The sequence below is a fragment of the Paraburkholderia sp. 32 genome, from assembly GCF_050435345.1.
GTDB classification, from domain to species: domain Bacteria; phylum Pseudomonadota; class Gammaproteobacteria; order Burkholderiales; family Burkholderiaceae; genus Paraburkholderia; species Paraburkholderia tuberum.
Genome location: NZ_JBNDKD010000001.1, coordinates 2,329,717 through 2,349,628 on the forward strand (window position 1 = coordinate 2,329,717; position 19,912 = coordinate 2,349,628).

Sequence of the window (19,912 nt, forward strand, 5' to 3'; positions counted from 1 at the left end):
GCGGCTGGAGCGACTCATGAGCAGCGTCAAGCGAATCGGGAATGGCCGACGTCGATTGCCTCGGTTACCGGCGGACGGGGGCTGTCGCGGGTTGCCGGTCTTCGCCCGGAATTGCGGCCTGAGTCCGCGGGCGCAAGGCATATGAAACCCGCCGCATTTTCGTATCACCGGCCGAGCACGCTCGACGACGCGCTGTCGCTTCTTGCTCTTCACGGTTTTGACGCCAAGCTGATCGCCGGAGGACAAAGCCTCGCGCCGATGATGAATATGCGCTTCGCGCAACCGGCGCACCTGGTCGATCTGAATGCGCTGCCTCAACTCAAGGGCGTCACGCTTGAACCCGATACGCTAGCGGTCGGCGCCATGACGCGCCATCACGAGCTGGCCACCAGCAACACAGTACGCGCTGCTTGCCCGCTACTGGCTGAAGCGGCGGCGACGATCGGACATTACGCCATCCGACAGCGCGGGACACTCGGCGGCAGTCTCGCGCATGCGGACCCCGCGGCGCAATTACCGCTCATTGCGAGCACGCTAGGCGCACGCATCGAGATTGTCGGGCCGGCCGGCAGCCGGGAGGTGTCGGCGGCACAGTTTCTGATCGCGGTGATGACCACCGATCTGGCGGTTGACGAAATCATTCGCACGGTGCGCTTTCCGACGGCGTTGTCCGGCGAGCGGCATGCCTTCGAAGCATTTAGCCGACGGCACGGCGATTTCGCGATCGCGGCTTGCGCTGTCACCGCCGTGCTCGCGGATGACAGGTTCGCCTCGTTGCGGATCGGCGTAGGCGGTGTGGCAGATGTGCCGCTGGTGCTTGACGACCTCGCTGCGGGATTCGTCGGCGAAACCGCCGATGCGCCGAGCGTCGGCAGGATTGCCGAGGCAGTCGCAAACGCCGTCGAGGTGCACGATCAGCCAGGTATTAGCGCCGCGTATCGGCGCGATCTCGTCAAGGCGCTCATCGCGCGAGCATTGCAGCGGATAACCGCCGGCGTTACGCAACCCGATTAGGCCGTTCATGGAAAAGACAGCAATTTATCTGAGTGTGAACGGTGCGCGCCATGATGTGCATTGCGAGCCTCGCAAGCTATTGTCCGATGTGCTGCGCGAAGATTGCCGGCTGACGGGCACGCATGTCGGATGCGAGCACGGTGTGTGCGGCGCATGCACCGTGTTGATCGATGGCCGCCCGGCACGCTCATGTCTGGCTTACGCCGTGCAGATGGATGAAGCGCAGATCACGACCATCGAGGCGGTAGCGCAAGACGGTCGTCTGTCGCCGCTCCAACAGGCGCTGCATGAGTGCCACGGTCTGCAGTGCGGTTTCTGCACGGCCGGCATCGTCATGACATTTGAAGCGTACCTGCGCGAGAACCCGTGGCCATCCGAGGCCCAGGTGCGCGAGGTGCTGTCGGGCAATCTGTGCCGCTGTACCGGATATCAGAACATCGTGCGGGCGATCCTGCTCGCGGCCGAGCGGATGCGCGCGGAGACGGTCGATGGCTGAGCAGACGTTTCGTTACTTCAACAAAGCGACGCCTCGCACCGAAGACTATCGGCTGCTGACCGGCTATGGCCGGTATCTCGACGACATCGAGATACCCGGTGTCCTTCACGTGTGCTTTGTCCGCTCGCCGCACGCGCATGCGCGGATCGTCTCCATCGATATTCACGGCGCCGCCGCAATGCCCGGCGTCGTCACCGTCATCACGGGCCTGGAGCTCGCGCAGTGGACGACGCCGTTCCGTGTCGCACCACCCGTCGAAGGACTGAAGCCCGTCGAATTTGCGACGATGCCAGTGGACATAGTGCGTTTTCAGGGCGATCTGGTGGCTTGCGTCGTCGCGACGGATCGGTACCTCGCTGAAGACGCCGCCGAGCAGGTGCTCGTCGAGTTCGAACCGCTGCCCGTGGTGACAGACATGTGGCGGGCGCTTGCACCCAACGCGGCGCAAGTCGACCCGGCCGTGCCAGGCAACCTGGTCTCGCACCAGACCTACGTGCATGGCGACCCTGAGCGCGCCAACAGCCGGGCCTTCCGGGTAGTCGAAGCGACCTTCCAGCAGCAGCGCCAGACCCATGTGCCGATCGAAACCCGCGGCTGTGCAGCGGTCTGGGACGCCGGACGGAACCACCTGACGTTCCATATTGGAACGCAGGTGCCACATCCTTTGCGCACTCAACTGGCGCAGCGCCTCAAGCTCGACGAGTCTCAGGTGACCGTGATTTCGCCCGATGTCGGTGGAGCGTTCGGACAGAAAATCGCCTTGTACCGCGAAGAGTTGACGGTTGCTGCGCTGGCTCGCCAATTGAAACGGCCCGTGCGCTGGCGTGAGGATCGCCTCGAGAACCTGACGGCCGCCGCCAATTCACGTGAGGACTTCTGCCGCACCCGCGCGGCGGTCGATGAGCGCGGCACGCTGCTCGCTCTCGAACTCGAACTCCGCGAAGACTTTGGCGCCTATTGCTTCTTTCCTGCCAACTATCTGGCGCGCGTCGTTGCGATGATCCTGAGCGGACCGTACCGGCTGCAGGACTACGCTTTCGATGTGAAGGTCGTGCTCAGTCATAAATGTGGCAATGCACCGATGCGCGCGCCGATGTCCGTCACCAGCTGGGTGATGGACGGCACGCTGGATGCAATCGCGCGGGAACTGGCACTCGACCCGGTCGAGGTACGCCGGCGCAACCTGCTGAGTCCGGCAGAACTGCCGTACCGCACTGCTACGGGAGAATGTCTGGACGACATCACGCCGACCCAGACGTTCGAGGCCTTGCTGTCGGCGCTCGACTACGCGGGCTTTCGCGAGCGCCAGCGGGCGGCGCGCGCAGATGGCCATTACCTGGGGCTTGGCCTGTGCAACGTGGTCGAACCGACCACGTATGGTTCGCGCTTCTATAAGGCTGCGGGAATTCCCGGTTCGGGGCACGAGGCAAGCTGGATCCGTATCGAACCAGGCGGGGTGGTGAACGCGTCGGTCGGTCTAGGGCCCAGTGGTCAGGGCTATGAAAGCGCGATGGCCAACGCGGTGGCGGAGGGCTTGGGCGTGCCGCCGTCGAGCGTGCGCATTCATATGGGCCACACTGATATCGCACCATACGGTATGGGCAGTCGTGGCGCCCGCAGCGGCACGGCAGGCGGCGGCGCGCTTTACCTGTGCGCACTCGACGCACGCCGCAAGGTTCTCGCGATCGCCGCCGGTTGCCTTGGTTTGCCTGACGAGCAGTCGCTGCGCCTGATCGACGCGAGAATCGAGCGTCGTCGCGCGGACGAGTGGATCGACACGGGGTTGACGCTCGCCGACGTCGCCCGCCGTGCGTATCTGGATCCCACCGCGTTGCCGCAAGGTTTGACGCCGGGCCTCGAATTTCACCTGACTTACGACCCTCCGGCCATGACCTATTCGAATGCGGCTCATGGATGCGAGATCGAGGTGGACGTCTTGACCGGCGCAATCCGTATCGCGCGTTACGTCATCGCGGAAGACTGCGGCACGCTGCTCAATCCCACCGTGGTGGAAGGGCAGCAGCATGGCGCCGTGGCGATGGGACTGTCGGGCGCGCTGTTCGAGCAGATGCGTTACGACGACTCAGGACAGAACGTGACCGGCTCACTCGCCGACTACCTGATCGCTACTTCAACTGAATTGCCCAACTTCGAGATCATCCCGCTGCATACGCCTGGCAAGTCGACGGCGGCCGGCATCAAGGGGATGGCCGAAGGCGGGGTGATGGGAGCGATCGGCGCATTGACCAACGCGGTCAATGATGCGCTTGCGCCATTTGGCGTCGTTGCCGACCGTCATCCACTGACTCCCATGCTATTGCGCGACTTGCTGCGCGACAAACTCTGAAGGGACCAACCATCATGAATCAATCTACAGGCAAACCCGCGATTGGCTTTATCGGCCTTGGCATCATGGGTTTCTCGATGGCCTCGCGGCTCGCCGCCGCCGGCTATCCGCTGCATGTCTATAACCGTACGCGTGCGAAGGCTGAGCCGCTCATCGAGGCCGGCGCGACATGGCAAGCGACCCCGCGGGCGCTCGCCGAAGTATCGGACGTCGTGTTCACGATTGTCGGCACCCCCGCGGACGTCCGCACCCTATATCTGGGCGACGACGGTCTGGTCGCGCATGCGCGGCGCGATGCGGTGCTGGTCGACATGACGACGTCGAGTCCAAAACTGGCCGAAGAGTTGGCCGCGCTCGCCGCTGAGCGCGGGGTGCACATGCTGGATGCGCCGGTATCGGGCGGCGACATCGGTGCGCGCGAAGGGCGCCTGTCGATCATGGTCGGCGGCGCACGCGCTGTGCTCGCACGCGTGGAACCGATGTTGCGCTGCCTCGGCACCAACATCGTCCTGCAAGGCGGCCCGGGTGCGGGTCAGCACACGAAGCTGTGCAATCAGATCGTCATTGCATCGACAATGGTGGGCGTGTGCGAAGGGCTCGCCTATGCGCACAGCGCCGGGCTGGACGCCGACACCGTATTGAGCGCGATTGGCGGAGGCGCGGCGGGTGGATTCCAGCTGAACAACCTGGGGCCGCGCATTGCCAAGGGCGATTTTGCACCCGGTTTCTTCATCGAGCATTTCATCAAGGACATGCGGATTGCGCACGAGGAAGCGCGGAGCATGGGACGTGAATTGCCGGGTCTGGAACTGGTGCGCGTAATGTACCAGGAGTTGGCCGAGCGGGGCTGCGCGCGCAACGGCACGCAGGCGCTGTTCAAACTCTACGAGCGCTGAGCGGCGGCGATGAAGCTGACAGATCAAACCATCCTGCCCGTGCCCCCTGAAGCCGCATGGCGCGCATTGAACGATCCCGTAGTACTCGAAGCATGCCTGCCTGGCTGCAAAGCGCTGAAGAGACTCGACGACCTGCATTTCGAATCGACCGTGCAGATTCGCGTCGGCCCGATGGCGGCGACCTTCAAAAGCAACGTCGAATTGTCGGATCTCGATCCGCCCAGGGCCTATACGATTGCCGGTATGGGCAGTGCAGGTGCGCTGGGCTTCGCCAAAGTCACTGCGCGCCTGCAACTTGAAGCGCAAGGCAATACGACCGTGCTGGTGTACGACGCTGACGTCGAGATTGGCGGGAAGCTGATGAGCGTGGGGTCGCGCCTGATTCAGTCCGCCGCGAGCAAGAATCTCGATGAGTTCTTCAGCGCGCTGAAGGCGCATGTCGAAAGCCACGCGGTCTGACGACGGTGTGCTGCGAGAGAGTACCGATCGAAACAGAGGGAACCATGTTGGTAGAAATGCGTACATATCAGATTACGGCGGGAAAGACAGGCGAGTTCCTGGACATCTACGAGCGCGAAGGGCTCGGCATCATCAGTCAGTACGCCCGGCTCAAGGGTTGCTGGACGAAGGACTCAGGCACGTTGAACTCGATCGTGTTCTGCTGGGGCTACGAGGACTACGCGCATCGGGCAGCGCAGCGCGCGAAACTCGCAGCCGATCCACGCTGGCAAGCTTTCACGCCGCGCATCCTGCCGTATCTCGTCCATCAGGAATCGGTGTTCCTGTCGCCAGTGCCGTTTTGCCCGATGGACTGAGGTGAGTGACGAATTTCCCGGCCGCGCGACCTGTCGACGTACCTGCCGTTTGGCGGTCTGCTTGTGAGGTGGCGGGCCGACGTTTTATGACGTATCAGAAAGGACTATTGATGACACACTTTACTTTCACTCCCGGCGCCGTCGCCGTCGTGACAGGCGGCGCTGCCGGCATTGGACTCGCTGCTGCGAAGCGGTTCGCGCAGCTCGGGCTTCGCGTGTGCATTGCGGATCTGGGTGAGGACCGCCTGGCGCATGCGGCGCAGGCGATTGCCAGCGTGGCTGCTGAAGGCGCGAAGGAGGTACTGGCCGTCGAGACGGACGTCAGCCGCATCGAAGACCTGGTCCGCCTCGAAGCAGCCGTTCGGGATCGCTTCGGCGGCACGGATATCCTCATGAACAATGCGGGGATTCAACCGGGTAGCGCCATGTTCGGCGCGGCCGCTAACTGGGAGCGGGTGCTCGACGTCAACCTATGGGGTGTCATTCGTGGCACTCGGACCTTCGTGCCCGCGATGATCGCGCGCGGACGCCCGGGGCTCGTCATTAACACCGGTTCGAAGCAGGGCATCACGACGCCGCCCGGCGACCCGGCTTATAACGTCTCCAAGGCCGGCCTGAAGGCGTTTACCGAAGCACTGCAGCACGAGTTGCGCAATACGCCGGGCTGCCGGATCAGCGCGCATTTGCTGATCCCTGGCTTTGTGTTTACGGAGCTTGCCGCTCAAGGTCGTACCGAGAAACCGGCCGCCGCCTGGACGCCCGAGCAGACTGTCGATTTCATGATCGAGCGACTGGGTGCCGGCGATTTCTACATTCTGTGCCCCGACAACGATGTGCCTCGCTCCCTCGACGAGCGACGCATCCTTTGGGCTGCGGGAGACATTGTAGAGAATCGCCCGGCGCTATCGCGTTGGCATCCGGACTACGAGCAGGCGTTCGCAGCGTATATCCGGAAGAACGACTGACTTGCCCGCCCCGCAAATCGTAAGTGGAAGATGGGAGATGGTAGAGATTCCAGGGTGGCGACAGAGCGAAACCTATCCCGATCCGTCGGTGGAGGTCCTCGATCCGCGCTTTCTGAAATATCGCATTACCCATGCCGCAGTGGAGCGCCTCGCGACTGGAATGCGCTTTGGTGAAGGGCCCGTGTGGGTTCGGCGACGGCCGCTACCTTCTATGGAGCGATATTCCGAACAACCGCATCATGCGATGGGATGAAGAAACCGGTGCGGTTGCGGTGTTTCGCAGGTCGTCAGGTCTCGCCAACGGCAACACGCGTGACCGCCAGGGGCGGTTGATCACTTGCGAGCATGGCAACCGCCGGGTGACGCGCACCGAGTACAACGGCATCCTGACCATTCTCATGGACCGTTTCGACGGCAAGCGGCTCAACTCGCCCAATGACGTCGTCGTCAAGAGCGCCGACAGCATCTGGTTCACTGACCCGACCTTTGGAATTCTGAGTGATTACGGGGGTGTCAGGGGGGAGGCCGAACTGCCAACCCAGGTCTACCGCCTGGACCCGCGCTCCGGCGAAGCAGAGATCGTCGCTGGCGACATCGCCAATCCGAACGGCCTTTGTTTTTCGCCGGATGAAAGCCGCCTCTACATTGTCGAGTCCGGATCCACGCCAAGACGCGTCCGGGCGTACGACGTCGAGGATGGCCGACGCCTCGTCAACGGCCGCATCTTTGTCGACGGCGGCGAGCACGGCGCGCCGGATGGCTTCCGCTGCGACACCGACGGCAACCTGTGGGCCGGCTGGGGTACAGGACCGACATTGAACGGCGTGATGGTGTTCGCACCGGACGGCGAGGCCATCGGCCGCATCGCGCTGCCTGAACGCTGTGCGAACCTGTGCTTTGGCGGCGCTGCGCACAACCGCCTGTTCATGGCCGCCGGCCAGTCGCTCTACGCGCTTGACGTGGATGCCAAGACGGCCGTCCCAACATGAGCCAGTGTTGAGGCAGCCAGCTTCAGCATTGCGACTGCCCTCGATGCTCATCGACGACGAATGGCGTCCACTTGCGATGCCCGTGACCACCTCGTCAATCAAGAATCTGTTCGATCTGCCGCTCCATTACAACGTCTACTCCGCGCTCGATTGAAACGCTCGGTGTTTGTTGTCGGTCGCTGTCATGGTCTTGTCATTCCGGTCGGGTGAAATGAATTCGCAGTCATGCATGGTAGAGCGCGGGCCGTGATGAACCCATTACGGTCGTGCTCGCGGAATCGGCTGGTTGGATCTTTCCCTAAACATCTAGACGTTTAGACGAAGACACCACTAGCAAGCGCTTTCTGGGCCGGCAGGAAACGCCCATGAAGCACGAGCGTCGCTTTCTGCCGGGCGGAGCGCCGAGATCGCAAACGCAACAGCACGACTCATCGCGTCGAATCACGACCAACGCTGCGTCGTACAGCAGCACGCTAAAGCCGACACACATACGGAGCATGTCGATGCTGATCAGGAACGCTCGCGTCGTCACGCGGGACGAGGAATTTACGGGAACCTTGCGGATTGAAAACGGCGTCATTGTCGATCTTGAACGGGGCACGACGTCGGCGGCCGAAGCCGAAGACTGGAACGGTGACTATCTGTTGCCGGGCCTGGTCGAACTACACACAGACAATCTCGAGAAGCATCTGGCGCCGCGGCCGGGCGTGAGATGGAATATCGACGCGGCGTTGGTGATTCATGACGCACAGGTGGCCGCGGCGGGCATCACAACCGTATTCGACTCGCTCAGGATCGGCGCGCGTTCGGACGTCGACATGCACAGCCGGGATCTTCAGACGCAGTGCGTGGAGGCACTCGCGCGCCTGTCCGCGTGCGAGTTGCTGCGTGCCGAGCATTTCCTCCACCTGCGCTGCGAAATCGCCGCCCCCGACGTCGTGAATGTATTCGATTCGCTGTGCACACATCCATTGCTGCGGCTCGCTTCGGTGATGGATCACACGCCGGGCCAGCGCCAATGGCACGATCGGGATCAATGGCGTCGCTGGCAGGAACGGCACGGCAAATTGACCGACGAACACTTCGCCGCAGTGATTGCTGAGCTTTCAGACGGACAGGAACGTTTCGCCGACCGGCACCGTCGCGAGATCGTTGCGCGCTGCATGGAGCTCGGCGTGCCGGTGGCGAGCCACGACGACACCGTAATCGAGCATGTTGAACAGGCAGCGGCCGAAGGCATCGTCCTGGCGGAATTCCCAACCACCCGCATCGCCGCGCAAGCCGCGCGCGAACACGGCATTGCAACGATTATGGGCGCGCCCAACGTCGTAAGAGGCGGATCGCACTCGGGCAACGTCTCGGCAATCGAACTTGCGCAAGCCGGACTGCTCGACATCCTGTCATCGGACTACGTGCCCTCGAGCCTGTTGACTGCCGCCTTCGAACTGGTCGGCAAGGCCGGCTGGACGCTGCCGCGCGCGATGGCAACGGTATCCGCGCAACCCGCGCGCGCAGTGGGGTTGGACGACCGCGGCGCCATCGCCCCCGGTTTGCGTGCCGATTTTGTGCGCGTGCGGATGCACGATGCGCTGCCTGTCCCCCGCGCGACGTATCGGGCAGGCGAGCGCGTTGTCTGATGCCCGGAACAAAGCAATCCGTTGTTGAGTCGCCTGGTCTGTACGAAACATAAATTGAGGAAAATATGAAGGTATCCAACTTTTTATCTGCAGCAGCTCTGGCCGTGAGTTTTGTCTCCGTTACCGCACATGCAGCGGGTACGTGTCCGAACGATGGTGTGATTCGCTTTGGTGTCGAACCTTACGAATCGGCTCAGCGCATGCTGCCGGTCTATACAGATCTCGCCAGGATGATCGGCGACAAGCTCGGCTGCACGGTGCAACTCTACGTCGCGACCAGCTACAACGCCGAGATCGAGGCAATGCGCAACAACAAGCTCGAATTCGGCGAATTCGGTCCCCTCGGCTACGTGCTCGCGCACCAGGTCGCGCACGCTGAAGCCGTCGCCACGTTCGCCGGCGAGCAGGGCAAGCCGGCCACTTACTACGCCTCCATCGTCACGTGGCCCGGCTCGGGCATCAAGACGCTGGACGACACCAAGGGTCGCTCGTTCGCTTACGCCGATCCGGCGTCGACGTCCGGCCATCTGTTTCCCGCCTTCGGACTGAGCAAGAACGGCATCGATCCGGACAAGGGCGTAAAAGCGGTCTACGCGGGCAGCCACACGGCGTCGTTCGAGGCGCTGCGCAACCACAAGGTCGAAGCGGGGGAGCTGAACAGCGAAGAAATCGCCAGCGCCAAGCTACACAACGAATTCGATCCTGCGGCTTACGTGACGCTGTGGAAATCGGAACCGATTCCGCTCGACCCGCTGGCCGTGCGCGGAGATTTGCCGGTGGATTTCAAGGCCCGTCTGGCCAGTGTGCTGAGTTCGCTCGATCTACGCCAATTACCGGAAGCCGATCAGAAGTTCCTGGCATCGAACCAGAACCCGGAGCTGAAGACGGTGCCGCAAACGGACGCCGCTTATAACCAGATCCGCGATCTGGTTTCGACTCTTCACATCGACCTGGCAAAACTGTGAGCACTCTGTCCAGCACCTCGGGTGGCGTCCCGATAGATTCGGCGAGCCGGTTTTCAGCCGGCGTGTCGAGCCTACCCGGAACAGCACTCCATACGACGCGTGGGCCCGGCGTAAAGCTGGCTGTCCGTGATCTGACGATGCGTTACGCAAATGGCCACACTGCGCTGCGCGGCATGAATGTGTCGGTCCGCGCCGGTGAGCTGGTCGTGGTGCTGGGCAGCAATGGCAGCGGCAAGTCGACCTTCATGAAGTGCGTGGTCGGACTGAATCGGCCGACCGCCGGGTCGGTCGAGGTGGCTGGGCGCGATCTCGCCGCACTGTCCGGCAAAGCTTTGCGTGAGGCTCGTCTGCCGCTTGCGTTGATCTCGCAGAACGCCAATCTCGTGAAGCGGCGCAGCGTGCTGGCGAACGTCTGCTGCGGCGCGCTCGGCCGACACCGGACGCTGGCAACCGCGCTGGGCCGGGTGCCTCGCGAGGAGATCGATCCGGCGCTGTCCTATCTGGACGAGGTCGGCTTGCTGCATCTGGCGCGCCAGCGCGCCGGCACGCTTTCGGGCGGACAGGCGCAACGCGTGGCGGTGGCCCGTGCGCTGGCCCAACGTCCTCACGTCTTGCTCGCCGACGAGCCGGTCGCCAGTCTGGACCCCGAAGCGGCCGACGAAGTCATGCGGCTGCTGCGCCGCCTCGCCGACGAGGACGGTCTCGCGGTGGTGTGCGTACTGCACCAGCCCGAACTGGCGACGCGATATGCCGACAGACTGATCGGTCTGCGCGGCGGCCTGCTTGAATTCGATCGGACGGCGTCGGCCGTCTCCCGTCAACAGATCGCGAGCCTTTATTTGGCCGAGGCGTCATGAGCAAGGTTCTTGAAATGCGCGCATCGACGGGCTCGTCGGGCGGCCGGACCATCTGGTCGGTGTGTGCCGCCGTCGTGCTGTTCGCGCTGTTTGTGCAGGCGTGGATCGTCGTCCAGGCCCGTCCGCAGGATCTGGTCACCGGTGCCCACGGTATGGTCGACATTATTTTGCGCGCCTTGCCGCCGGCGTTCGATCAGTTCGTCCCGAACTTGTGGCCGGTTCTCGAAACGATTGACCTGGCGATTTTCGGCACGGTGTTCGGGGTGCTGCTCGCCTTTCCGCTGTCGATTCTGGCGGCCGCGAATGTCACACCGGCGCTGCCCCTGTACTACGCCGCGCGCGCGCTGATCGGCGTCACCCGGGCAGTGCCCGATCTGGTCTGGGCACTGTTGTTCGTCACGGCGGTCGGGCTGGGGCCGTTTCCGGGCGCACTTGCGCTTGCGGTCCATTCGGTCGGCATGCTTGGGCGGCTGTTCGCGGAAGTAATCGAAGACATGGATATGGGCCCCGTCGAAGCGTTGACGCTGACCGGTGCGGGGCGCCTGCAGGTGTTAAGCCATGCTGTCGTGCCGGGCGTGTTGCCCTCGCTGCTCGGCATTGGGCTGTTCCGCTTCGACGAAAACCTGCGCTCGTCGCTCGTGCTCGGCTTTGTTGGAGCAGGCGGAATCGGCTTCCAGTTGCTGACTGCAATGAACCTGTTCCAGTACCAGACGGTGTCGTTCCTGTTGATCGCCACCTTCGTCCTGGTCGTCTGTGCCGAACGCGTTTCCGCTTACCTGCGCAGCCGTGTCACCTGAACGCGGGCCGCTCACCTGCGTCGCCGTCGCTCTACATGCCCTGGCGCGATCGTCATGGGAAGTGCGCAGCCGGCGGCCCAAGGCTCTCCTTATCATTGAAGCACGAGAATCGATATGTTGATCAATCATGGCGTCGGCGTCGATCCGTGGGCGCTCGGTCGCGTTCTGTCGGAGCATCCGGAAATCCACCCAACGGCGGTAGTTCGCGCCAGCGACTTTGGCCGTTACACCTATCTCGGTCCGCGCAGCCATGTCGCCGAATCCGTCATCGGCGACTACGGCTATGCGATGGGTGACAATCAGATCGCCCACGCACTCATTGGCAAGTTCGCCAATATCGCCACCGGCGTACGCATCAACCCGCCCAATCATCCTTCGTGGCGTGCGACCCACCATCACTTTACCTATCGCTCACGATCGTACGGATTGTCTCTCGACGACGACGTCGACATCTTCCAGTGGCGGGCCCAGGAGCCGGTCGAGATTGGTCACGACGTGTGGCTCGGCCACGATGCCATCATCATGCCCGGCGTGACGATCGGCACTGGCGCCGCGGTCGGCTCAGGAGCCGTTGTGACCAAGGACGTACCGCCGTTCGCCATCGTCGTCGGGGTGCCGGCGCGGGTGCTGCGTTTTCGCGTCGACGCGCGCACCTCGGAGCGCATGCAGCAGATAGCCTGGTGGGACTGGAGCGCCGAGCGCATTGACGCGGCATTGGCCGATTTTCGTGGGCTCACGGCGGCCGAGTTCGTGGAGAAGTACGACGGGCAAAAGTGAATGAATGGCCAAGCGGCCGTTTCTCCGCGACGGGTCGCCAAGCCTTGCACGCCTCTAATGTGGCGTGCACAGACCAAGGCGCCAACTGTCCTTGCTTCAATCACCTGGTCTCGACGTGCCCGTATCTATGGATGTGTCACGTGGAATTCCCAGGTTAGATCCTTCAAATTGACGGAACAGTCTCATATGGAATTTCGCCAACTTGGCCGCTGCGGCCTCAAGGTTTCGACGCTGACGCTTGGGACGATGCTGTTCGGCGATCCGACCGACGAAGCAACCGCGGCACGCATCGTCGACCAGGCGCATGAACAAGGCGTCAACTCGATCGATACCGCCGACGTCTACGCTGGCGGTGAATCGGAGCGTGTCGTCGGGCGTTGCATCGCCGCCCGGCGCGATCGCTGGGTGCTGGGGACCAAATTTGCCAGTCCATTCGGCGATGGTGACGTCAATGCGCGCGGCGCGTCGCGCAAACACATGGTGCGAGCCGTTGAGGCCAGCCTCAAGCGCCTGAAGACGGACTACATCGATCTGCTTTACCTCCACGCTGAAGATCACGACACGCCGGTCGATGAAACGGTGCGCGCGCTAAATGATCTGGTCCAGGCCGGCAAATTGCGCTACTACGGCCTGTCGAACCATCGCGCATGGAAGATCGCCGAATTCAGTCATACCGCCCAGGCACTGGGTCTCGCTGCCCCGGTAGCCAGTCAGCCGCTCTACAACCTCGCGAATCGGCAGGCCGAGGCCGAACAGCTGACAGCCGCGCACCGTTACGGCCTCGGCGTGATTTCGTACAGCCCACTCGCTCGCGGCGTGCTGACCGGCAAATACGAATTGGGCGTGACGCCCGCGGCCGATACGCGGGCAGGGCGCGGCGACCGCCGCTTGCAGCAGGCCGAATGGCGGCCCGAGTCATTGGAGCTGGCACGGCGCGTTCGCGAGCATGCAGAGGCGCGTGGATTGAGTGCGGGACAATTCGCACTCGCGTGGGTGCTCAACAGCAGCTATATCAGTTCAACCATCGCCGGACCACGCACCGCGGCGCAATGGGACGATTATCTGCCAGCCTTGAGCTATCGCCTGAGCGCCGAAGACGAAAACTTCGTCGACTCGCTCGTCACTACGGGCCACCCTTCGACGCCCGGGTTCAATGATCCCAAGCATCTTTTCTTTGGGCGGATTCCCCGTCACGGTTCGTAAGCCGGACACGCGCAGGGGAATTTCCAGAGTCGCGGCATTCCGAAGAGGTTCCGCCATATCGGACTGCTACGCGTGCTTTCGACAGCGTGCGCAACCGGGTCACCCCTCCCGGTTGTGCCCTGTGCAGGCCTTCAATTTGCGCCGTGCGCCATCGTTGTCGCGACGAGTGCCGGCGTAGCAGCCACTTGGGCGAGTTCATCGCTCGACCATCCGCCGCCCAGCGCATGCAGCAGTTGCACGTTGGCACTTAGCTGGCGTGTCTGGATATCGAGCACGCTGCGTTGTGCTTTGAGTGCGACGGTCTGCGCCTGCACGACATCGAGGTAACCTACAGTCATATCGTTCAGGATGATCGTCACTTACCTCTCGATGAAGATCGCTTTAGGTCGAGAGTCAAGCGACGATTCACGATGACATGCACATGAAGTTGCATCAGCGACCAAAGTAGATCGAGCGAGTACCTGCGGGCGTCGACGGCGCACCCGACTGCGAGGAGCCGTTCATTGACACTCCGCCAACTGCCATGCTGCTCGGCGTCGTGGCATCCTGCGCGTGAATGCGGGCCTCCGCAGCCTGAATATCGGTTGGATAGTGCAAGTCATTGGCGCTCGGGCGATACCAGGCCTGTTCGACTTGCATCAGGTCCGCGCGCACTTCGGCGCGCGTCAGCGGGGCAGTGACGTCCTGTGCAAAGGAGACTGCGGGGACGACGAGTGCGCTGGCAACCAACGCTGCATAGATCAGAGTCTTCACGGTGAAATCGGCAAACGTACGCAAACGCGGCTATGATTTCACGCGGCGATCGGCGCCGAAACAGAAAAGGAGAAGTACCCGGATGATCCATGTCATTGCCACAATTACCGCACAGCCCGGTCAACGCGAAGCCGTGCTGGCACTTTTCAACAAGAACCGGCCGGCGGTGTTGGCCGAAGAGGGGTGCATCAGCTACGAGGCCGTCATCGACGTACCTGAGTTCGGGACGATTCAGACACCGCTCGGCAAGGACACGTTCGCTGTCATCGAGCGCTGGGAAAGCGCGGAAGCGTTGAGGGCGCACGGGGCCTCCGCGCATATGGCCGAATATGGACACAATACGCGCCCGTTGCTCGTGAGCCGCGTCATCAACGTGCTTCAGGCTTGCTAAAGAGAGCGTTCGTGGCGACCCGCCATCGGCTGGGCGGGATTCGATGCCAATGCGGGCGCCGTCACGCCGACTCCCATCACGATGCCTCCGTGGCAACGCGGACATGGACGAACATCCGGTTCCAGGTTAGTTGGCAGCAGCAAGGACGACGCTCGCTTCGCAACGGCTGAGATAATGCGAGGGTCACGCAGGGCAGCGCGGGACTGCCGCCCACGTCCGGGGCGTATACTTTATCAAAACGTAAATCGTCAGGTGATGATAACAGCTATGATCCGAGAGCGTAGGGAGCTATGAAGACCAAAGGGACTATCGAGAAGCCGAGCCGTGGAACCGGCGTCGACCGCGTGGCGGTCAAGCGGCCGATGAAAAAAGCGCCGCAGCGTTTGCCGCGTGCCGAGCGTCAGGCGCGCGTGCTGGAGAAGGCCGCGGAATATTTCGCGGAGCATGGTCTCGGCGCACAGACCCGCGCCATCGCGGAAGCCTGCGGCGTATCGCAACGCTTGTTATATAGCCTGTTCCCGAGCAAGGCCGCTTTGATTGATGAAGTCTACAAGCGGGAAGTCGTCGGAATCTTCGACGCAATCTGGTTTGTTCAATTGCAAGACCGAAGTGTGCCGATTGAAAGCCGACTCAACCGCTTTTATTGCGAGTACTATGACACGCTCCTGACGCGCCGCTGGCTGAGGCTCTTCCTTTATTCGTCGCTCGAGGGCCTGCACACGGCGCCGGCCTATACGAACGCGATCGTCAGCCATGCGCTCGAGATCATCGTCACGGAGACCGCGTATGAATTGGGTCTACGCGTGCCCGCCGACCCGGCTCAACTGGGCGAAGTGGGTTGGCTGTTACATGGCGCCGTGTCTCATCTGGCGATTCGCCGCCGCATCTATTCGAATGAAAACAGCATGCCCGCCGAAGCGGTGATTGCCATGCACGTGCGCGCCTTCCTGACGAGCCTGCCGAGCCTGCTGCCTGCGCTATAAACGCATTGCGAGTCGGCGCCGGGCGGCTCGCCGGTGTTATCGCTGCGATCGTCCGAGTCGTCTCCAGCGCAACTCGTCAGGTGACGATATAAACCTACGAAATTGAACTGCGTTGCCGCGCAGGCGCCGTGGCGGTTGCTCATTTCAACTTGCGGCGGATTATGACGAGGCGGCAAAGCCGCTTGCCGTCGTCTACGCGCAGCGCACCGACATCACCGCAGCCGAGCGCGCTATCTATTCGCGCGTGATCGAGGCGGGCAACAAGGCCACGCCGTTTATCGACGAGGTGATTGCACGGCAAACCTCCGGCGACACCGAAGGGGCACGCGGAGCGAAATCCATGACGCGCGTCAGCAGCAAGCGCTTCAGATCGGCGAGGTCCGCGAGATGATCGCAAGCCTGGAGCACGGCATGCAACAGAACGTCGCGCTCGTCCAGCAATCGGGCGCCGCCGTGGACGCCTTGAACCGGCAAGCACGAAACCTCCTGGGAGCGGTCAATCTTTTCTCCGTTGGGTCCGAACGCGGCTCGGAACTGAAATCGCCCAACCCACAGCAGCGCGATGCCACTGCGCGCAACCCGGCGCTTTCGCTCGCCAGCAGCTACTCGAGAGCGCGTGGCGGCATAACCCGATTTTCAATTCAATCGAAATCGTCCGCGCTGCAGGCGCGCGGACATCGATACGTTTCTGTCGGCTGTAAAGGCGTATTTCGCTCGCGGCTGATGTCCGTGCGATGCCGGTTTTTTCATCGCGTGTTGACATGGCGCGTTCGGGTCGGACAATAATCTCAGCCCCGAAACTCGCCAACTCAGGTTCCAAGCGTGAACGACATCACCGGCATTCCCCCCTCGCGGGCTGATCATGTCTATGTCAGTGTCCGCGAAGATATCTTCGATATGCGCCTGCTGCCCGGCGACCGCGTGACGGAAGGCAGCATCGCCGAGCGCTTCGGCGTGTCCCGCACGCCTGCGCGCGAGGCCTTGCAGCGCCTGCAAAGTGACGGCCTGATGCGCGGCTATGTGCGCGGCGGCTGGGAAGTCGTGCCGGTCGATTTCAAGCGCTTCGAAGACCTGTACGAAATGCGCAAGCTGATTGAAACCTTTGCGGTCTCGAAGCTTGCGAGTGCCGAAGGAGAGCTTTCCGAAGGCGTCGCACAGATGCTCGGTCAGCTCGAGCAAATCTGGAAGATCCCGCCTGCTCATCGTCGGCGTGACGGCCGCGAGATGGTCGCGCTCGACGAAGCATTTCATCACGCCCTCGTGCAGGCCGCCGATAACGCCGAGCTGACCAATGCGATGCAGCGCGTGACCGATCGCATCCGGGTCGTGCGGCGGCTCGATCTCGTGTACGGCGACTGCATCGACGAAACCTACGACGAACATGTCGCGATCCTCGATGCGATTCGTTGTCGCGAAACGGATCGTAGCGTTGCGTTGATCGCGCGCCATATCGAGGGTAGCCGCGTTGCGGTGCGCACCTTGACGGGCGAGCGCCTGCAACGCGCCCGCACTGCAATGGGGCCGAATGCGGTCCCCTATGCACCACCCAGGTTGCGGGGCACCAGGTAGCGACATCGCCGCGCGTACCGGGCCGTGCGAAACCCTATCTGGCGCGCATGAGCGGGCGACTCGCGTGCTGGCATGCTTTTCGCATTAGTGATCGACGATCTGCAGTCCGAGAAGCATTACTAGTCCGAGCGGACCGCGTGAGTTGGACGCACTATGCCGCCGGATTTTTCGACGAAAACGCGCTGATCCCGCCTGGTTTCTTGACCTCCGGCTCGTTCCTGCTCCGGGGGACGCTAGACCGATAAGCTGGTTGTGGCAAAGGCGGCGCGACTCTGGTCATCCAGATTCCCGACCATAACGGTTTGCGGCTTCGACAGTGGGATCTTCGCCGCACGTAATCGCTTGAGGATTTCGAACAGCAGATCGCTCTTGATATCCCCTGTGATCCGGGGGCTGCGGACATAACCGGTGACGCTCAGCGTAATGCCGTCGGGCGTCAGTTGACTGAACATGACGGATGGCGCCGGATGGTCGAGAATCGACGGGTGCGCCTGATAGGCACGCAGCATAAGTTCGCGAACCTGTTCAGGATCGGTGTCCAGGCTTACCCCGAGATGGACGGCAAGATAGGGATCTGCGTCAATCCGGCAAGCGCCCGGAATGGAGATGCAGCAGTTTCCAGCCGCCCTCGCGTTTGACCCAGATTTCAGTTATGAGCGCGCGAATGTTGAGCTCAGATCCATCGGTCCTGCGCACCAGGGATTGCTCGAGATGGCCCGTCGTGATCACGGTGTCTGGCAGGAACCTATACGCGAGCGGTTGCGGACGCACGATTTGACGCACCTTGATCTTCTCGGTAAGGAAGGACAGATACTCCGACTTGCCATGAACGTAGCCAGCTGAATGGACGAACGTCAGATCGTCGTCGAGTAGCGACGCGAGTTTGAGCAGGTCTCCAGCCACCGTGGCGTCGCAGCGCTGTTGTTCCAGCGCCTCGACGGCGGCCTGAATGGACGCATCTTTCATCGTAAATCCCCCAAAAATACTGCATGGATACCTCTTGTCGGAGACGGTGCCGGCCGCGTCGTGGCTCGATTCGGCTCAACGCAACAGTTCGCCGCTCAGTCCATCTGTCTTCGAAGGCGACCCGGCCCGAGACTTTCCCGTCGGCAACCCATAGCTCGCAAGCAGCGCGACCGTGCATGCGGCGATGACATACCAGGCTGGCGCTGCCAAGGAGCCGGTCATGCGAATCAGCATGGTCGCCAGCAAGGGCGCAAAGCCGCTGAATACGACAACGGCCAGGTTGTAAGCCAGCGCGATTCCGCTGAATCTGACCTGGACAGGGAATTGGTCGGCGAGCACCGACGCCCATGTCCCGCTTGCCAGTGAAAAAACCAGGCCGGCAAGCACAAACAGCACCACCGGATTGACGGTATGACTCGCCAGCGCTTCATAGAACGGGTAGCTCAATGCGATCAGCAGCGCCGCTGACGCTCGAAGCAGGTACCGGCGTGGAATCTTGTCCCCGAGCCAGCCTGCGGCGAGGAGGCCGAGGGAACTGACGATCAGATAAGCGTTCTGGGCAATTGCCGCGGTCCGTGGTGCATAGTGCAACTGCTGGACGAGGTAGGCGGGCATGTGGCCATAAAGTATGCCGTTGACGCCGGCCATCACGGCGATCGCCAGTGCCCCCGTCACGACCGCTTTGCCATGACGTCGCAAGGTCTCGCGAAACGGCTGTTTGACGACAGCTCCTTGCATCTTCTTGAACTCGGGCGACTCGTCCAGATTACGGCGCATCAGGTAGGAAGCGATCCCGCAAACGCCGCCGAAAAGAAACGCGATCCTCCAGCCATACGCCGCCGCGTCCGTGGCGGACAGGTAGGTCTGGATGCCGAGGTTGACGAATGTGGCCAGCAAAACACCCAGGTTCACCGCGCAGATAATAATGCCCGCGGCGAGCCCCGCCCGATGCGGCGCGGCTTCCACTGCATAGGTAATCGCGCCGGGCATTTCTCCGCCGACGCAAAAACCCTGAAGCATGCGCAGCAGGATCAACAGGATCGATGCGGTCATGCCCCAGCTCTGAAAGTTGGGCAGCAGACCAAGACAGATCGTCGCGGTCGTGACCACAATGATTGAGCCGAGAAACACTGGACGCCGGCCATACCGGTCGCCCCAGCTACTGAGCACAATTCCGCCGAGCGGTCGGATCACGTACCCGATTGCGAGCACGGAGAAAGTAGCCAGCATGCTGACCAGCGACGACGAGTTCGGGAAAAACTGGGCCGCGATGTTATGGGCAAAAAAGCCGTAGACGATGAAATCGTAAAACTCCAGCGAGCCGCCAAGGCTTGCGATGAGAATCATCTTCCACTGCGACGGGGACAAGCCGGATGGCTGTGAACGGTCGGCGCCGCCGACCGGGTTGTGGGATATTCCCATGACTCCTCCAATTTGATTATCGGATTCTTTGTCCGATGGTCTACGTGCGTCGACCGCGAGACATCTCGCG

The 19,912-nt window shown here is 62.3% G+C and carries 22 protein-coding genes and 2 pseudogenes; 19 read left to right on the forward strand and 5 right to left on the reverse strand.

What is annotated here, in order from left to right; all coding sequences use genetic code 11:
• The first annotated feature begins 141 nt into the window (after positions 1–141).
• From OKW26_RS10860 to OKW26_RS10925, 14 genes and pseudogenes are all read left to right on the forward strand, one after another.
• The gene (locus OKW26_RS10860) at positions 142–1,014 is read left to right on the forward strand and encodes an FAD binding domain-containing protein (protein ID WP_429353602.1); all 873 of its coding nucleotides are present in this window, start codon (positions 142–144) and stop codon (positions 1,012–1,014) included.
• 7 nt (positions 1,015–1,021) lie between these two features.
• Positions 1,022–1,510, forward strand: coding sequence for a (2Fe-2S)-binding protein (locus OKW26_RS10865; protein ID WP_429353603.1), 489 nt, complete (start codon positions 1,022–1,024; stop codon positions 1,508–1,510).
• A complete protein-coding gene (locus OKW26_RS10870) occupies positions 1,503–3,857 on the forward strand; it encodes a xanthine dehydrogenase family protein molybdopterin-binding subunit (protein WP_429353604.1) in 2,355 nt (784 codons plus the stop codon). Before OKW26_RS10865 ends, OKW26_RS10870 begins: the two co-directional genes overlap by 8 nt.
• 14 nt (positions 3,858–3,871) lie before the next feature.
• Entirely contained in the window at positions 3,872–4,753 is an 882-nt protein-coding gene (locus OKW26_RS10875; RefSeq protein WP_429353605.1) for an NAD(P)-dependent oxidoreductase, read from the forward strand.
• A gap of 9 nt (positions 4,754–4,762) precedes the next feature.
• Positions 4,763–5,212 carry a CoxG family protein gene (locus OKW26_RS10880; protein ID WP_429353606.1) on the forward strand — a complete coding sequence of 150 codons (450 nt, stop codon included), beginning with the start codon at positions 4,763–4,765 and terminating at the stop codon, positions 5,210–5,212.
• A gap of 56 nt (positions 5,213–5,268) precedes the next feature.
• Positions 5,269–5,568 (forward strand): NIPSNAP family protein, encoded by a 300-nt coding sequence (locus OKW26_RS10885; protein WP_429353607.1) that lies wholly within the window; start codon positions 5,269–5,271, stop codon positions 5,566–5,568.
• 86 nt (positions 5,569–5,654) lie between these two features.
• Positions 5,655–6,533, forward strand: coding sequence for an SDR family NAD(P)-dependent oxidoreductase (locus OKW26_RS10890; RefSeq protein ID WP_429353608.1), 879 nt, complete (start codon positions 5,655–5,657; stop codon positions 6,531–6,533).
• Between the two features lie 37 nt (positions 6,534–6,570).
• A pseudogene (locus OKW26_RS10895) lies at positions 6,571–7,522 on the forward strand (SMP-30/gluconolactonase/LRE family protein).
• Between the two features lie 503 nt (positions 7,523–8,025).
• Positions 8,026–9,159 (forward strand): alpha-D-ribose 1-methylphosphonate 5-triphosphate diphosphatase, encoded by a 1,134-nt coding sequence (locus tag OKW26_RS10900; protein ID WP_429290595.1) that lies wholly within the window; start codon positions 8,026–8,028, stop codon positions 9,157–9,159.
• Positions 9,160–9,224: 65 nt separating this feature from the next.
• Complete coding sequence (locus OKW26_RS10905; RefSeq protein ID WP_429353609.1) at positions 9,225–10,124, forward strand: phosphate/phosphite/phosphonate ABC transporter substrate-binding protein; 900 nt, start codon at positions 9,225–9,227, stop codon at positions 10,122–10,124.
• A 173-nt stretch (positions 10,125–10,297) separates the two neighbouring features.
• Positions 10,298–10,981 (forward strand): phosphonate ABC transporter ATP-binding protein, encoded by a 684-nt coding sequence (locus tag OKW26_RS10910; RefSeq protein WP_429353610.1) that lies wholly within the window; start codon positions 10,298–10,300, stop codon positions 10,979–10,981.
• 14 nt (positions 10,982–10,995) lie between these two features.
• Entirely contained in the window at positions 10,996–11,778 is a 783-nt protein-coding gene (gene phnE / locus OKW26_RS10915) for a phosphonate ABC transporter, permease protein PhnE (RefSeq protein ID WP_429354215.1), read from the forward strand.
• A 114-nt stretch (positions 11,779–11,892) separates the two neighbouring features.
• Positions 11,893–12,555: a DapH/DapD/GlmU-related protein gene (locus tag OKW26_RS10920; protein WP_429353611.1), complete on the forward strand. Its 663-nt coding sequence runs from the start codon at positions 11,893–11,895 to the stop codon at positions 12,553–12,555.
• A 186-nt stretch (positions 12,556–12,741) separates the two neighbouring features.
• Entirely contained in the window at positions 12,742–13,758 is a 1,017-nt protein-coding gene (locus tag OKW26_RS10925) for an aldo/keto reductase (protein ID WP_429353612.1), read from the forward strand.
• Positions 13,759–13,889: 131 nt separating this feature from the next.
• On the opposite strand, the gene OKW26_RS10930 is transcribed toward OKW26_RS10925, so the two are convergent.
• Both OKW26_RS10930 and OKW26_RS10935 read right to left on the reverse strand, forming a co-directional pair.
• Positions 13,890–14,117 carry a hypothetical protein gene (locus OKW26_RS10930; RefSeq protein ID WP_429353613.1) on the reverse strand — a complete coding sequence of 76 codons (228 nt, stop codon included), beginning with the start codon at positions 14,115–14,117 and terminating at the stop codon, positions 13,890–13,892.
• Between the two features lie 73 nt (positions 14,118–14,190).
• Entirely contained in the window at positions 14,191–14,511 is a 321-nt protein-coding gene (locus tag OKW26_RS10935; protein WP_429353614.1) for a DUF4148 domain-containing protein, read from the reverse strand.
• A gap of 1 nt (position 14,512) precedes the next feature.
• Between OKW26_RS10935 and OKW26_RS10940 the strand changes: the two genes are divergently transcribed.
• From OKW26_RS10940 to OKW26_RS10960, 5 genes are all read left to right on the forward strand, one after another.
• Positions 14,513–14,902, forward strand: coding sequence for a putative quinol monooxygenase (locus OKW26_RS10940; protein WP_429353615.1), 390 nt, complete (start codon positions 14,513–14,515; stop codon positions 14,900–14,902).
• A gap of 383 nt (positions 14,903–15,285) precedes the next feature.
• Positions 15,286–15,885: a TetR/AcrR family transcriptional regulator gene (locus tag OKW26_RS10945; RefSeq protein ID WP_429353616.1), complete on the forward strand. Its 600-nt coding sequence runs from the start codon at positions 15,286–15,288 to the stop codon at positions 15,883–15,885.
• A gap of 112 nt (positions 15,886–15,997) precedes the next feature.
• On the forward strand, positions 15,998–16,276 hold the full coding sequence (locus tag OKW26_RS10950) for a hypothetical protein (protein WP_429353617.1): 279 nt from the start codon (positions 15,998–16,000) through the stop codon (positions 16,274–16,276).
• 20 nt (positions 16,277–16,296) lie between these two features.
• Positions 16,297–16,671, forward strand: coding sequence for a hypothetical protein (locus OKW26_RS10955; protein ID WP_429353618.1), 375 nt, complete (start codon positions 16,297–16,299; stop codon positions 16,669–16,671).
• 36 nt (positions 16,672–16,707) lie between these two features.
• Entirely contained in the window at positions 16,708–17,454 is a 747-nt protein-coding gene (locus tag OKW26_RS10960; RefSeq protein ID WP_429353619.1) for a GntR family transcriptional regulator, read from the forward strand.
• Between the two features lie 233 nt (positions 17,455–17,687).
• On the opposite strand, the pseudogene OKW26_RS10965 reads toward OKW26_RS10960, so the two are convergent.
• From OKW26_RS10965 to OKW26_RS10975, 3 genes and pseudogenes are all read right to left on the reverse strand, one after another.
• A pseudogene (locus OKW26_RS10965) lies at positions 17,688–17,996 on the reverse strand (DUF3772 domain-containing protein); the annotation flags it as partial.
• Between the two features lie 37 nt (positions 17,997–18,033).
• The gene (locus tag OKW26_RS10970) at positions 18,034–18,420 is read right to left on the reverse strand and encodes a nuclear transport factor 2 family protein (protein WP_184059839.1); all 387 of its coding nucleotides are present in this window, start codon (positions 18,418–18,420) and stop codon (positions 18,034–18,036) included.
• Between the two features lie 75 nt (positions 18,421–18,495).
• Positions 18,496–19,842, reverse strand: a complete 1,347-nt coding sequence (locus tag OKW26_RS10975; RefSeq protein ID WP_184059841.1) for an MFS transporter — start codon at positions 19,840–19,842, stop codon at positions 18,496–18,498.
• Positions 19,843–19,912: the final 70 nt, after the last annotated feature.

What these genes read in the sequence shown, in the direction of transcription:
- OKW26_RS10860 (WP_429353602.1), top strand. Translation starts at nt 142, where the DNA reads ATGAAACCCGCCGCATTTTCGTATCACCGGCCGAGCACGCTCGACGAC.
- OKW26_RS10865 (WP_429353603.1), top strand. Translation starts at nt 1,022, where the DNA reads ATGGAAAAGACAGCAATTTATCTGAGTGTGAACGGTGCGCGCCATGAT.
- OKW26_RS10870 (WP_429353604.1), top strand. Translation starts at nt 1,503, where the DNA reads ATGGCTGAGCAGACGTTTCGTTACTTCAACAAAGCGACGCCTCGCACC.
- OKW26_RS10875 (WP_429353605.1), top strand. Translation starts at nt 3,872, where the DNA reads ATGAATCAATCTACAGGCAAACCCGCGATTGGCTTTATCGGCCTTGGC.
- OKW26_RS10880 (WP_429353606.1), top strand. Translation starts at nt 4,763, where the DNA reads ATGAAGCTGACAGATCAAACCATCCTGCCCGTGCCCCCTGAAGCCGCA.
- OKW26_RS10885 (WP_429353607.1), top strand. Translation starts at nt 5,269, where the DNA reads ATGCGTACATATCAGATTACGGCGGGAAAGACAGGCGAGTTCCTGGAC.
- OKW26_RS10890 (WP_429353608.1), top strand. Translation starts at nt 5,655, where the DNA reads ATGACGTATCAGAAAGGACTATTGATGACACACTTTACTTTCACTCCC.
- OKW26_RS10900 (WP_429290595.1), top strand. Translation starts at nt 8,026, where the DNA reads ATGCTGATCAGGAACGCTCGCGTCGTCACGCGGGACGAGGAATTTACG.
- OKW26_RS10905 (WP_429353609.1), top strand. Translation starts at nt 9,225, where the DNA reads ATGAAGGTATCCAACTTTTTATCTGCAGCAGCTCTGGCCGTGAGTTTT.
- OKW26_RS10910 (WP_429353610.1), top strand. Translation starts at nt 10,298, where the DNA reads ATGAATGTGTCGGTCCGCGCCGGTGAGCTGGTCGTGGTGCTGGGCAGC.
- phnE (WP_429354215.1), top strand. Translation starts at nt 10,996, where the DNA reads ATGCGCGCATCGACGGGCTCGTCGGGCGGCCGGACCATCTGGTCGGTG.
- OKW26_RS10920 (WP_429353611.1), top strand. Translation starts at nt 11,893, where the DNA reads ATGTTGATCAATCATGGCGTCGGCGTCGATCCGTGGGCGCTCGGTCGC.
- OKW26_RS10925 (WP_429353612.1), top strand. Translation starts at nt 12,742, where the DNA reads ATGGAATTTCGCCAACTTGGCCGCTGCGGCCTCAAGGTTTCGACGCTG.
- OKW26_RS10955 (WP_429353618.1), top strand. Translation starts at nt 16,297, where the DNA reads ATGCAACAGAACGTCGCGCTCGTCCAGCAATCGGGCGCCGCCGTGGAC.
- OKW26_RS10970 (WP_184059839.1), bottom strand. Translation starts at nt 18,420, where the DNA reads ATGAAAGATGCGTCCATTCAGGCCGCCGTCGAGGCGCTGGAACAACAG.
- OKW26_RS10975 (WP_184059841.1), bottom strand. Translation starts at nt 19,842, where the DNA reads ATGGGAATATCCCACAACCCGGTCGGCGGCGCCGACCGTTCACAGCCA.